At 42.5% G+C, this 13778-nt stretch carries 12 protein-coding genes; 1 reads left to right on the plus strand and 11 read right to left on the minus strand.

The window, feature by feature from the left end:
- Positions 1-6: 6 nt before the first annotated feature.
- From WKT01_RS09240 to WKT01_RS09280, 9 genes are all read right to left on the minus strand, one after another.
- Entirely contained in the window at positions 7-1068 is a 1062-nt protein-coding gene (locus WKT01_RS09240) for a pyridoxal phosphate-dependent aminotransferase (RefSeq protein WP_270395998.1), read from the minus strand.
- Positions 1069-1097: 29 nt separating this feature from the next.
- On the minus strand, positions 1098-2285 hold the full coding sequence (locus WKT01_RS09245; RefSeq protein ID WP_059069201.1) for a pyridoxal phosphate-dependent aminotransferase: 1188 nt from the start codon (positions 2283-2285) through the stop codon (positions 1098-1100).
- Between the two features lie 4 nt (positions 2286-2289).
- Positions 2290-3192, minus strand: a complete 903-nt coding sequence (locus tag WKT01_RS09250) for a DUF2156 domain-containing protein (RefSeq protein ID WP_059069199.1) — start codon at positions 3190-3192, stop codon at positions 2290-2292.
- Between the two features lie 211 nt (positions 3193-3403).
- Positions 3404-4933: a sodium:solute symporter family protein gene (locus WKT01_RS09255; RefSeq protein WP_117975007.1), complete on the minus strand. Its 1530-nt coding sequence runs from the start codon at positions 4931-4933 to the stop codon at positions 3404-3406.
- Between the two features lie 142 nt (positions 4934-5075).
- Entirely contained in the window at positions 5076-5552 is a 477-nt protein-coding gene (locus WKT01_RS09260; RefSeq protein WP_117975008.1) for a methylglyoxal synthase, read from the minus strand.
- Positions 5553-5583: 31 nt separating this feature from the next.
- Positions 5584-7161 carry a putative ABC exporter domain-containing protein gene (locus WKT01_RS09265; RefSeq protein ID WP_117975009.1) on the minus strand — a complete coding sequence of 526 codons (1578 nt, stop codon included), beginning with the start codon at positions 7159-7161 and terminating at the stop codon, positions 5584-5586.
- Positions 7158-7856, minus strand: a complete 699-nt coding sequence (locus WKT01_RS09270; RefSeq protein ID WP_059069190.1) for an ABC transporter ATP-binding protein — start codon at positions 7854-7856, stop codon at positions 7158-7160. The genes WKT01_RS09265 and WKT01_RS09270 overlap by 4 nt, the downstream gene beginning before the upstream one ends.
- A gap of 158 nt (positions 7857-8014) precedes the next feature.
- Positions 8015-8815: an MBL fold metallo-hydrolase gene (locus WKT01_RS09275; protein WP_117975010.1), complete on the minus strand. Its 801-nt coding sequence runs from the start codon at positions 8813-8815 to the stop codon at positions 8015-8017.
- Positions 8812-9690, minus strand: a complete 879-nt coding sequence (locus WKT01_RS09280; protein ID WP_117975011.1) for an NAD(P)-dependent oxidoreductase — start codon at positions 9688-9690, stop codon at positions 8812-8814. The genes WKT01_RS09275 and WKT01_RS09280 overlap by 4 nt, the downstream gene beginning before the upstream one ends.
- Before the next feature lie 197 nt (positions 9691-9887).
- On the opposite strand from WKT01_RS09280, the gene WKT01_RS09285 reads away from it, so the two are divergent.
- Positions 9888-11015 carry a glycerate kinase family protein gene (locus tag WKT01_RS09285; protein WP_270395992.1) on the plus strand — a complete coding sequence of 376 codons (1128 nt, stop codon included), beginning with the start codon at positions 9888-9890 and terminating at the stop codon, positions 11013-11015.
- Positions 11016-11102: 87 nt separating this feature from the next.
- On the opposite strand, the gene WKT01_RS09290 is transcribed toward WKT01_RS09285, so the two are convergent.
- Together WKT01_RS09290 and topB are read right to left on the minus strand one after the other, a co-directional pair.
- Entirely contained in the window at positions 11103-11768 is a 666-nt protein-coding gene (locus WKT01_RS09290) for an acyltransferase (RefSeq protein WP_059069184.1), read from the minus strand.
- The gene (gene topB, locus WKT01_RS09295) at positions 11765-13762 is read right to left on the minus strand and encodes a DNA topoisomerase III (protein ID WP_270395990.1); all 1998 of its coding nucleotides are present in this window, start codon (positions 13760-13762) and stop codon (positions 11765-11767) included. Before topB ends, WKT01_RS09290 begins: the two co-directional genes overlap by 4 nt.
- Between the last annotated feature and the right edge of the window lie 16 nt (positions 13763-13778).

The raw sequence follows: 13778 nt of genomic DNA on the forward strand, positions 1-13778 counted from the left end.
TTCTCCTTACTTTATATACTGTTGCAAAAAATCAAATAATATTCTCATTTCTTCTTCTGTTCCGATCGTAATACGTAAATAATCCCGTATTCTCTCTCCATCCCAATGTCTCACATAAATATCCGCTTTTTTCAGCGCCAAATACATCTCCTGCGCAGAATATTTAGGATGTGCCGCAAAAATAAAATTCGCCTTCGCATCCGGAAACACAAAGCCCAGACCCGCAAGTTTCTCCTTCGCCTTCTCCCTAGTCTTTATAATTTTACTGATATTTTTTTCAAAATATGCTTTGTCACGCACCGCCTCTGCTCCACAGATGAGCGCAGTCTGATTAAGGGTATAAGAATTAAAAGAATATTTCACATCATTTAAGCAGCGGATCAGCGCCCTATTTCCTATCGCATAACCGATACGCATCCCCGCCATGCTCCTTGCCTTAGAAAATGTCTGTACGACAAGCAGATTATCATACTTTTCAATCAATTCCAATGCAGATCTTCCGGCGAAATCTACATAAGCTTCATCTACGATCACCACACTTTCCTTGTTGTGATCAAGAATATCTTCTACAAATTCCAATTCTTCATAAATTGATGTCGGGGCATTCGGATTCGGAAAAATAATGCCGCCGTTTTCCTGATAATAGTCCTCCCGGACGATCCGGAAATCTTCATTTAGTTTCGGACAGACATAAGGAATCCGATACAATTGCGCCCAAACTTTGTAAAAAGAATACGTAATATCAGGAAAAAGAATCGGCTTATCCGAATTAAAAAAGGTCAGAAAACAAAGAGACAGCACATCATCCGAGCCAACTCCTGTAAATACCTGCTCCTTATCCACTCCATAAAATCCAGCCAGCGCTTCTGTCAAGATCTCCGCTGTCGGATCCGGGTATAGTCTTAACATATCTGTCTGAAACTGTTCCAGTACTTTTTTTACCCCCGGCGCCGGTGGATATGGATTCTCGTTGGTATTTAATTTGATCACTTTTCTTTGGGGCTGCTCCCCAGGTACATAAGGTTCCACTTTACGGATATTTTTTAGTAAATTTGCATTGATTCCCATCGTCACAGTCCCTTTTCTACTCTTCTTTTTTATCGATACTCTGCTGCCAATTCTTTAAACTTTGGCAGTGCATTCACGATCGTCTCATAGGATACACAGTACGCCAGACGTACATATCCGGGACAGGCAAAAGAACTTCCCGGAACGAGCAAAATATTGTATTTCTTCGCTGCCTGACAGAATTCCTTTTCATCTTCTACCGGAGACTTTACAAACAAATAAAAGGCGCCCTCCGGCTTGATGCACGTAAAACCCAAATCTTTCAGACCATTATACAATGTCTCTCTGTTCCTGTCATAATAGGAAATATCTGTTTTTTCACGCAGACATGCTTTTACCACTTTCTGCTGCAAAGTCGGCGCATTGACAAACCCTAGGATACGTGTCGCTACGTTTACTGCGCTGATGATATTTTCACTGTCTGCCGCCTCATCCGGAATCACGAGATAACCAATCCTCTCTCCCGGAAGAGACAAAGATTTACTATAAGAATATCCTACGATCGTATTCGCATAGTATTTTGTCAGATAGGGCACTTCCACTCCGTCATAAGCAAGTTCTCTATACGGCTCATCTGAGATAAGATAAATATCTGTACCAAATTCTTTCTGTTTTTCTTCCAAAATCTCTGCCATCTTTTTGATGGTGTCCTCAGAATATACTACACCGGTAGGATTATTTGGTGTATTCACGATCACTGCCCTGGTCTTTGCTGTGATTTTCTCTTTAAATTCATCCAATTTGGGCTGAAAATCTTCTGTATTAGGAGACACTTCCACAAGCACCCCGTCATAATTATTGACATAACTTCTGTACTCTCCAAAATACGGAGCAAATGTCATCACTTCATCCCCCGGATTGAGCAGGGCTTTTAAAATCACATTCAGACCGCCTGCCGCCCCCACTGTCATTGTAATATTTCTTGAGGCAAACTTTGTCCCAAAACGTTCATTCAAAGACTGTGCCACTGCTGCCCTGACATCTTCATATCCTGCATTACTGTTCGTATATCCATGCAGCACAACCGGATTTTCCTCATTTAACACTTCTATAATGGCATCTTTGACAGCTTTTGGCGCCGGAACATTTGGATTGCCCAGACTAAAATCAAATACATTCTCTGCGCCGTAAATACCGGCAAGCCGGTTCCCTTCCTCAAACATTGCTCGAATCGCCGAACTGTTAGCCACCATGTTCTCCATCTTTTTTGAAATCATCTTTTTACACTCCTCTTTTCGTCACAATTCCTTTCTGTTCCAAAAATGCCGGACGATAAGACAGCTTTGCTTTTCTTAATCCTTCGCTTCCCGCGTCATCTTCCCGGTTTACATACCTATATTCCATACATTCATGCTGCACAAACTGCTGATTGATCATCGGATATGCTCCGTCAATATCTGCAAAAGCCTTCTCGATATGGACTACGAATGTATCATCACATAACCGCTCTCCGATCGTAAACGCAGCTACTTCTTTGTTAACCCTTAAGACGCCGCCGACCTGCCCCATTTCCTTGTAGAGACGCAGTGCATTAAGAGCTACACACATTTCTGCGTTTTTCTCAGGATTATCCTCACAGCCGTTTTCATTTCTCCACTTTAACGCCATTTGAAAACATTCTTCCATATTCTCATCGCTTAGCGGTTCATAACTCCAATCCTCATACGTCTTTTTGAATTTATTAATATGGTTTCGCTTTCCATGCAGCTTCTTGCCTGCCAATGTTGCAAGCTTTTCCGTCTCGTAGACATAATCTGCTATATCTCTGACATAAGAAATCTCAAATTTATCCGGATACCATTCATTTAACTGACGGAAATGTGCTTCTGTTACATTGTAGAGTTTGAACGGTTCCTTTCTCTCCTCCATATATCTCTCTAAAAATTCGATGGCCTTTTTTACATTCTGCGGCTCTCCTGCCGGATAAGAGAATGCCGGAGTCTCCCCTCCATCCTTAAATACCAGTGTGTCCTCTATCACTGCAAAGGTCACTTTATAATGCCGCGACCACAAGTATACATCCACAAAAGTCCGTTCGCAGCTTCTGCTCGGCGCCTTGTCAAAATAAGAACGTATCAGTGCCTGATCCTTTAATTCCGGCCTTTTAAAATTGACTTCTTCCATAGTTCTCCTTCACTTCCTGCTATCGTAAAACAATTTCTCACATTGGGTTAGTATACCATACTATTTCCCAAAACGCAAAATATTGAAATATAAATTTAAATGCAGAAGAACGTAAGCGTGATAATGGTATATTGTAAAAACGAGGAATCTGGGCAAAGCCCTGATAAACGATGCAAAACACACATTTCATACGCCCTTTAGCCATTTGATTTCATCTTTCTAATGATCTTTTTTTTGTGCTTGTTACTTTTTCTTCATAGCACTTGAAGATTTCTTCCGTTTTTTCTTTTTTCATTTTCGGAGTGACAAAGCTAACTACGGGAACGACGATAAGGCCTGCCGCCATTGCTGCTGCCCCTGCATTGATAGGTGATTCAATATAGTGGAACAACATGTTGGATACGGTTATCCCGATCCCGCAGACAAAACTCGCCCACACAGCGGACTTTGTCACCCGCTTCCAGTAAAGTCCGTATAAAAACGGCGCTAAAAATGCCCCTGCCAGTGCTCCCCATGAAATTCCCATCAACTGAGCAATAAAGGTAGGCGGATCTAATGCAAGTACAACAGAAACTACAATAAAAAATATGATCAAAACCTGCATTGTAACAATCTGCTTTTTTTCACTCATATGTTTCACAATATTTCCTTTGATCAGATCCAGTGTCATTGTAGAACTGGATGTTAAGACAAGAGAAGAAAGCGTCGACATGGATGCAGACAACACTAATACGACCACGATCCCGATCAAAATATCCGGAAGTGTGGACAGCATATGCGGTATGATACTATCAAAGATGACAGTTCCTGTATGCTTATCATATATCTGCGGATGATCGAACAACCTTCCAAATCCTCCCAGGAAATAACATCCGCCGGAAACAACAACCGCAAATACTGTAGAAATAACCGTCCCTGTATTAATAGATTTCTCATCCTTGATCGCATAAAATTTGCCGATCATCTGTGGCAGCCCCCATGTCCCCAGAGAAGTCAAAATCACAACTCCGAGCAGATTTAACGGATCCGGTCCGAAAAAGGAGGTAAACGCTCCGGGCTGTCCCTGCGTCACTGCGAGATCACTCGGTATCTCTGCCATTTTTCCTACAGCCTCCATGAAGCCTCCTTGTCCGCTTAAGACCGCTGCGATCACAGCCACAATTCCAAAAAGCATGATGATTCCCTGGATAAAGTCATTGATAGCAGTTGCCATATATCCGCCCAGAATGACATACAGCGCTGTAAATACCGCCATCACGATCACGCACCATGTATAAGGAATATCAAAAGCCATTCCGAACAATCTGGATAATCCATTGTAAACAGACGCCGTATATGGAATCAAAAATACAAAGACGATCATCGAAGCAGTAATCTTTAATGCCTTGCTGTCAAAGCGCACTCCAAAAAAATCCGGCATTGTCTTCGCGCCTAAATGCTGCGTCATGACTTTTGTCCTGCGCCCCAACACGACCCAGGCAAGAAGACTGCCGATCAGTGCGTTTCCGATTCCGATCCAAGTAGAAGCGAGTCCGTATTTCCAGCCAAACTGCCCTGCATACCCAACAAACACAACTGCTGAAAAATAAGAGGTTCCATAGGCAAATGCTGTCAGCCACGGTCCTACGCTTCTGCCTCCTAAAACAAATCCGTCTACACTCCTTGCATGTTTTCTGGAATACAATCCCACTCCCGCCATCACTGCAAAAAATACAACCAATAAAACAATTTTAACGCCCATCTCCTCTTGCTCTCCTTCTCTTGTTTTCTGTCCGCTATATATTATGCTTTAAAGCGCAACGCTTTAAAGCATTAAAGTATCCAGGTATAGATTAACACGGAATTTCCTTCCGTGTCAACCTGCATTTTTCTATCTTTTATTTCTATTTCATCCGTTTGACCCTTTCCTGGATCGTCTTGTTAAAATTTTCGATCCGCCTATTATAGGTCTCGAACATGTATTTCGAATGCAGCATAAAATCTGCCGTCGCCAGATTATTGGCAATCGGAATATCATATACGACTGCAATCCGCAGAAGTGCTTTTACATCTGGATCATGAGGCTGCGCCTCTAGTGGATCCCAAAGAAAAATCATAAAATCTATCTGTCCTTCCACGATCTTAGCACCAATCTGCTGGTCTCCGCCCAGAGGACCGCTGCAGTACCCTTTCACCGGAAGGCCTGTACGCTCAGAGATCAGACGGGCTGTCGTACCTGTTCCACACAGGAAATGACCTTTTAATACGTCTTTGTTTTTATCACACCAGTCTACCAATTCTTTTTTCTTTCCATCATGTGCCACTAATGCAATATGCTTTGCTTTTCCTATTTCCATTGTCACATAATTTTCATCCAACATTGCATTTCCTCCTGTCTATTGCCGCAGTTTATCAGGCAAGCTGCTCCATAGAATCAAATCTAAGAGATGCCATAACTCCAACCGCTACTGTTACTATCATACTATAAATCAAAAGAATTGGAAATACCAGATTTATGTTTATGAAGATTCCAATGAGGAATGCTGCTGCGATCCCCATTCCCAATACTGTCATCTGGATGCATACACGAACCAAGTTCTGTCCTGTTGTGCCCAAGACATCTCCCACCAGACACTGTGCGATTACTTTTGTGTACATCCTGTTTGCCTGCAAAGCAACGTAGATTAAAATACACATTGCCACATAGACCGGCTGTATTTTCCAGAGGATCCCCATTGGAATACACAGCAGACTTCCATCCACAAGTGCCTTTATATGTTCGATCAGTGTAGAATACCAAAGTTTTTTAAAGGCACTGTCAGGTATCATAAAAAGATAAGGTGTTTTTAGTTCCGTTTCCCATTTTCCGAGATACCCCGTCATTACAAGAGAAATATAGGCTACGATCCCCAGCAGGAACATTTGCGGAAGCCCTGACTCTGTCGCGTTATCCCGCATTATATAAGCAAAAAATATGCCAAAAAACAAACAGATCAATGTCATTTTAGAAAAGATAAAATACTTTTCTTTTTTATATTCTAAAAGCTGTCTGTAGAAAATCGCCTTTGCCCCAGATGCCTGTATTTTTTCAGAAACTTTTCGGAATTTCTTTTTTCTTTTCTCTATCCCCATGACCATTTCGCCGTTTTGTTTTCTTTTCTTCATATCTGCATAGTCATCTGCAAATTTTGCGGCATCTTCGTAGTACCCTCCGCTGCAGTTCATACGAACCGCCAATGTCGTCAAGAGTCCCACTGTCAGTAGATACAAAACAGAACAGAGCAGATTCAATGTATCCGGTCCTAATAAGATCAGGCGGTAAAGGGCAATATTCCATCCCACTACCGGAAAAAGCTGCAGTCCCCTCCAGTCGATAAAGGCACGCGCAGACTCTACAGAAAGGCCTTCTCTTCTAAAATACAAAATAATTGCCAGGGTGATCGCTGCAAGAAGTATTTTTATCCCAAGGCAAATACCTTTCATTAACTTTTCCGGAAGCCGGTCATTTGCATAGATGATCACCATCACAGATATTTCCAACAAAATCTCCAGTACGCAGCCTGTCAGGAAAAGCAAGCCTACCTTCCAGGGCTCTACCTGAAATACAGTCAATCCAGCCACTGACAATATCACCCAAAAAATAATGGAAAAGAGATAATTCATCCATGCGCCATGTAAAAGTACGATTTTCGGACTGATAGGCGCCGTAAAGACAAAATGTGCGTGGGCAGGCCGAAAAATAACGCCTTTTCTTGAGGAATACATCATGAAATTACTTAAGCTGATATAGATGGCCCATACTGTCATAATAATAAGCAGTCCGCTTGCAGAATCAAGCCGCAGTCCCACAGCCAGACCTGCCAGCATAAAGAGCAGGAAAATACCATAAGCGACTCCAAAGATCAGCGCGATCAGCGTGACCGGCTTTCTAACAGCCCGCTTTATGTGATTGACAAAACTTCTCTTTGTAAGATACATCAATGCTTTCATTCTTTCTCACCGCCTGTCAGTTCAAAGAATAAAGAATCCAGGTCTTTATTTCCTACATCTTCTTTCCGATAGGAACCTATAATATAGCTTTTCTCCATCACAAACATCATATCCCATATTTCCTCTACCATCTCAAGCATATGTGTACTGATCAGGACAGTCACATTCTGTTCCTTTAATTCCAGGATCACTTCCTTAAGTTCCTTTATCGCCCTGGGATCTAATCCGACCATAGGTTCATCCAAAAGTATCACCCTGGGATGTACGCAAAGAGCGCTGCATATACTTACTTTCTGCATCATGCCTTTAGACAGTTCATTGCCAAGCTTCTCCTGCTTATCGTCTAGTTCAAATCGTTTCAAAAGTGTCTCTACTTCCTCATCCGTGATCGTACTGCTGTATGCCCTTCGCATATATTCCATATGTTCTCTGACTGTAAGAGCTTCAAACATTGCCGGTATTTCCGGCACATACGCAAACTGCCGCTTCGCTTCCAGCGTCTTGGCCGGATGTCCCTGTATTTTGATCGTCCCCTGATACCTAAGCAATCCTGCAATAGATTTAATGATCGTAGATTTTCCCGCTCCGTTTGGTCCGAGAAGTATTCCCACCTTTCCATCCGGCACTGAAAAGCTTACCTGATCCACTGCCAGATGTTTCCCGTATTTTTTACTCAATCCTTGTATTTCCAGCATACCTTCCTCCTCTAATTCCAACAGTAAAAAATCTCACATGATTGTATTATTGATTTAATACAATCATATGAGACTTTTTACTTTTTGTCAACAAATTTCTATTTAAACAAAACTTTTTGCTTAGAATCTCCGGAGAGGTATACCAATACGGGTATCCTTTACAGCGCAAAGACTTCTCCATCATCCGGCACATGCAGATTTCCACTGTAATACTTCTTTCCTTCTTCACTGTATAATTTTTTACGTTCTCGGATATGCGTATCTTCTGTATGATAAAGGAGCAGATTCTTAATCTTAAGTTTCTCCGCCAACTGGCATGCTTCTTTTACTGTACTATGGTGCTTTTCATAGGGTTTAAACTTGTCTGCTTCCTCATACAGACAAAATGCTTCATGCATCAGCCAGTCACTTCCCTTTACATAGGATTCCTCGCATACATTGTACGGCTCGTCTCCACAGCAGGAAAGCTTTTTCTGATCCGGAAGAAGCATAGAAAACCCAAACTGTTTCGCTTTCGTAGAACCGATATCAAAAAACGTCACCGGACATCCTAAAATTTCCTTGCTTTCTCCACTTTCCACAGAGGTCAAAAGAATTCTTTTTCCGATATATTTCGTTACCTTTTTTTGAATCGTCAGACCCGCGATCGTCTCTATAACAGAGACAAGTTCGCCGTGGCAGTATATGTAAAGATCACCCTCATATTTTCCCTGGTTCATTTTCTGTCCAATCATACGTATTAACCAAATCAATCCAAGCAGATGATCAATATGCTCATGCGTGATAAAAATATGATGGATATCTTCCAAGGAAATGTTTTTCTCTTCCAAAATCCTCAGTATCTGATTGCCACCTCCTGCATCGACTAAAAAATGCTGTCTGCCTTCAGACAACGCAAAGCAAGTATTGTAACATTGGGTCACTGTCGCGTTTCCCGTGCCTAAGATCGTAAGTTTCATTCTTCTGAAGTTCCTTCCTCATAATATTTGATAAGTGCCTGCGTACCCAATTCTCCGAACCCTTCTGCGGCAAGTTCTTCATAATTCGCCAATGTCTGACTTAACACACTTAACTCTAAGTCACTCATATTCGCCTCGATCAAAGCCAGTTTCATGTCTTTGATAAAATGTTTCATAAAAAAGCCCGGTGCATAGTCCCCATCTAAAATTTTAGGGCCTAGACTATTTAACTGAGCGCTCCCCGCTGCTCCGGTAGCCACCGAATCTATCACCGTCTGCAGATCTAAACCTTTTGCTTTAGCAAATGACAACGCTTCGCATACGCCGGACAGCGTGCCTGCGATCATGATCTGGTTTGCCAGCTTACAATACTGTCCGCTGCCGGCTTTTCCCTGATACCGGATGTTCGTTCCCATTGCCTTAAATATAGGCATACACTCCAGGAATACTTCTTTTTCTCCTCCTGCAAGAATCGACAATGTGCCTGCTTTTGCTCCCGTGTCCCCACCTGTCACCGGCGCATCCAGCACGAAAAGAGCTCTCTTTTTCCCTTCTTCATATAGCTTCTTTGCGATCTGGGGACTGGTTGTTGTCATATCGATCAGGATCGTTCCTTGTTTTACACTGTCTAAAATATTTCCCTCTTCAAAATATACTTCTTCCACATCTTTCGGAAAACCAACAATCGTGATCACCACATCTGCATCTTTTACACAGTCTCGTATCGAATCACAAAATCGGGCTCCCTCTTGTATCACATCTTCTACTTTTTCCTTATTTCTGGCATAGATCCGGAGGTCATACCCTGCGTTCATCAAATTGCGCACCATGGATTTTCCCATAATCCCTACGCCAATAAAGCCTATTTTCTTCACTTTTTATTCCTCCTAATCGTTCTTTCTTTTCCTACCTTATCACATTTTTTATAAACTGTGAACTTCCTTTCTTTTTTTGTTATATATTACATATTTTTTGTATTTTATATAATATTTTTTAGTATATTTACTATATCATTTTCTTTTTTTTCTGCTATACTGAATATACTATTTTACAAATAAGGAGGGTACATTTTATGAAAGTTGTCCTTGCGATTGATTCTTTAAAAGGCAGCCTATCCTCTGTACAGGCCGGAAATGCTGCAAAGGAGGGAATCTTAAATGCCCAGCCTGATGCCACCGTAATCGTCAGACCACTGGCTGACGGCGGAGAAGGCACGACAGACGCACTGATCGAGGGACTGGGAGCCACAAAAATAGACATCACCGTGACAGGCCCTCTTGGGAAACCTGTACATACCTATTATGGTCTACTGCCTGATACGAATACAGCTGTACTGGAGATGGCGTCTGCTGCCGGGATCACACTGCTTGCAGAAGAGGAAAAGGATCCCCTTCGCGCATCCACTTACGGAGTCGGAGAAATGATAAAAGATGCCATTGTCAAAGGCTGCCGTGATTTCATCATCGGGATAGGCGGCAGTGCTACCAATGACGGAGGCATCGGCATGCTCAAAGCACTTGGCTTTTCTTTTCTTGATGTCAATGGAAGAGAGACCAAAGAAGGAGCGCAGGCATTGGATACTGTCTTTTCTATTGATATATCTCACAGAATACCGGAATTAAAAAACTGCCGTTTCCGCATTGCATGTGATGTGACAAACCCCTTATACGGAGAAAATGGCGCTACCTATATTTACGGTCCCCAAAAAGGTGTGACAGAGTCTATGAAACCAGCTTTGGACTCTGCCATGCAGCAGTATGCCCGTGTCGTAAACAAGACTTTTGCTAAAGAGTATTCTTCCTATGCAGGCGCAGGTGCGGCTGGAGGACTTGGTTTTGCCTTCTTAAGCTTTTTAAATGCCTCTCTTGTACCGGGTGTAGAATTGATCTTAGATGTCATTCATCTGGAAGAAGATATAAAAGACGCAGATATCGTTGTTACCGGAGAGGGTAGGATGGATCATCAGACCGCGATGGGGAAAGCGCCGATCGGAGTTGCCGCTCTCGCCAAAAAACATGGTGCCAAAGTGATCGCCTTTGCCGGAAGTGTGACCCTGGACGCATCTGCCTGCAACCATGCCGGAATCGACGCGTTCTTTCCGATCATCCGAGAAATCACCACGTTGGAAGAAGCTATGGCTCCCGCAAATGCCTATACGAATATGAAAGCTGCCGCAGAACAAGTATTCCGTCTGCTGTAGATAAAATTTCTTCAAAGTTTTATTTTTTAAAACAGCGCTTACTATATATACAGATATAGTAAACGCTGTTTCTGTTCTTTGGATAGTTTATTTCTTCTCTACAACTTCACCTTGTTTTTTATAAATGCTTCCTCCCGGCACATATCCCCTTACAGAGGAAAGCGGATAAATATTGCTGTGGCTTCCTACGACTGTTCCCGGATTTAAAACGCTGCCGCATCCGACCTCTACTTCATCTCCCAGCATAGCGCCGAATTTCTTCATTCCTGTCTCTATATTCCCTTCCGGTGTTTTTACAATGACAAGCTTCTTGTCAGATTTTACATTCGATGTGATCGAGCCTGCACCCATGTGCGATTTATACCCGAGGATAGAATCCCCTACATAATTATAATGTGGAACCTGCACCTTATTAAACAGAATAACATTTTTCAGTTCTGTGGAATTTCCTACGACGGCGCCCTCTCCCACAATCGCATTTCCGCGGATAAAAGCACAGTGTCTGACCTCCGCTTCTTTTCCGATAATTGCCGGGCCATTGATATAAGCGGTAGGAGCTACCTTTGCAGATTTTGCGATCCACACATTTTCCCCTCTTTTTTCATATTCTTCTTCACTTAATGTTTCGCCAAGCTGCAGAATGAAATTGCTAATTTTAGGCAACACCTCCCACGGGTATGTCACCCCTTCAAAAATCTCCTTTGCAATTGTTTCTTCCAGTGTATAAAGTGCCTCTACTGTAAGTCCTTTCATGATCTGTCTCCCTTCTTTGCTTTTTTCTTTTTATAAAACGCAGCTGCGGCTTCATAAGAGCCGCGTAGCTGGGATTGATTATTTAATCCCTTTACGCCGTTTATCCGGCTTATGATGAACTGATCTAATTTCTTCATATATTCTTCCGGCGTAATAGTTCCCTCTGCCACATAATTTAGTCCCTTTTCCCAGCTGGCCGTCAGTTCCGGATTTAAAAGAGATCTAATAGAATGATCCACTACTTCATAAACCATCTCTCCTTGCAGAGTAGGCGTAATAATCTGTGTCTTCTTATTTAACTCCAAATATTTGATATGAACCAGTTTTTTCAAGATTTCTGCCCTAGTAGCGCTTGTGCCGATCCCGCTGCTCTTGATCTGGGCTCTTAATTCCTCATCCTCGATCAGCTGCCCGGCATTTTCCATTGCCAGTATCATGGAGCCCGAATTATAACGCTTCGGAGGAGAAGTCTCTCCTTCCTTTATCTCCAGGGACTCAACAGATAAGACATCCCCTTTCTTCAGCGTTTTCACCGCCTCCAACATCGCATTGTCCAGATCTTGTTCTTCCTGCTTCTGTACAGTTTTTACAACTTTTTGATACCCTTCGTCCATAAGGACTTTAAAATTAGAAAAAAATGCTTCTCCCCGGATAGCAGTAACAATAGAAACCTTCTGATATACGGCAGGCGGATAAAAAATGCTCAAGAAACGCCGCACAATGCATTCATATACTTCTTTTGCTACACGAGAAAGCGGCTCCAGCGCCGCCAGCCCCTGTCCTGTCGGTATGATCGCGTAGTGGTCAGTGATCTGCTTATCATTGACATATCGCGTTTTCACCAAGTTTTTATAACTCCCAAATTTCAGTATGTCCTGCAAATAGGGAACCGCCTTCTTATAGCGGGACAGACCGTTTAGATTTCTTGTGATCTCCTTCGCTACTGCTGTGGAAAGTACTCTCGCATCTGTCCTTGGATATGTCACCAGCTTTTTCTCATATAACTCCTGTACGATCCTAAGAGTCTCATCCGGACTCAACTTGAATCTTCTGGAGCAATCATTCTGCAGTTCAGCCAGATTATACAGAAGCGGCGCATTTTTCTTTTCCTTCTTTTTCTCTATAGACTGTACAGTACATGTCACAGACTGTCCTTCCGACAGATATGCGATCAATTCTTCTGCCTTTTCTTTTTTCTTAAATCCGTTTTCTTTATACAGATCATACGATTCAAAATACCGCGATCCCTGTACTGCCCTCCATTCTCCTTCAAATGTCCTCTCCTGCGTACAAATGGCGCTTATAACACGATAAAACGGAGTCTTTATAAAGTTCCGTATTTCTCGTTCTCTACGCACGACCATCCCCAATACACACGTCATCACTCGGCCAACCGATATGACCGCATATTTTGTATGTAAGTAATCTGAAATACTATTCCCGTATTTTAAAGTCAGCAGCCGGGAAAAATTGATCCCCATCAGATAATCTTCTTTTGCCCTCAAATAAGCCGACGCGCTCAAATTATCATAGGCCGACAGATCCTTTGCTTCCCGGATTCCCCGCAGGATCTCCTCTTCTGTCTGGGAATCGATCCAGACACGAAGTCTTTTTTTGCCCTCCACGTGTGCCTCTTGCTCCACCAGTCGGTAAATATATTCTCCTTCCCGTCCAGAATCGGTACAGACATAGATTTTTTCTACATCCCGCCTTGTCAGGATCCCCTTTACGATTTCAAACTGCTTTGCGACATTTTGGATCACTTCATATTTAAATTTCTCCGGTATAAACGGCAGAGTATGAAGACTCCACCGTTTCAGAGCCGGGTCATATTCTTCCGGATAACTCATGGTGACAAGATGACCGACACACCAGGTCACGATCGCATCCTCTGCTTCCAGATAGCCATCCCGTCTTTTTATATTTAATTTCAATGCCTTTGCAAATTCTTGTGCCACACTCGGCTTTTCTGCTATATATACTGATTTTCCCATTCTTTCTACTGCTGTC

Origin of the sequence: Mediterraneibacter sp. ICN-202921 (assembly GCF_037890075.1) — a bacterium.
In the GTDB taxonomy this organism is placed as follows: Bacteria; Bacillota; Clostridia; order Lachnospirales; family Lachnospiraceae; genus Mediterraneibacter; species Mediterraneibacter massiliensis.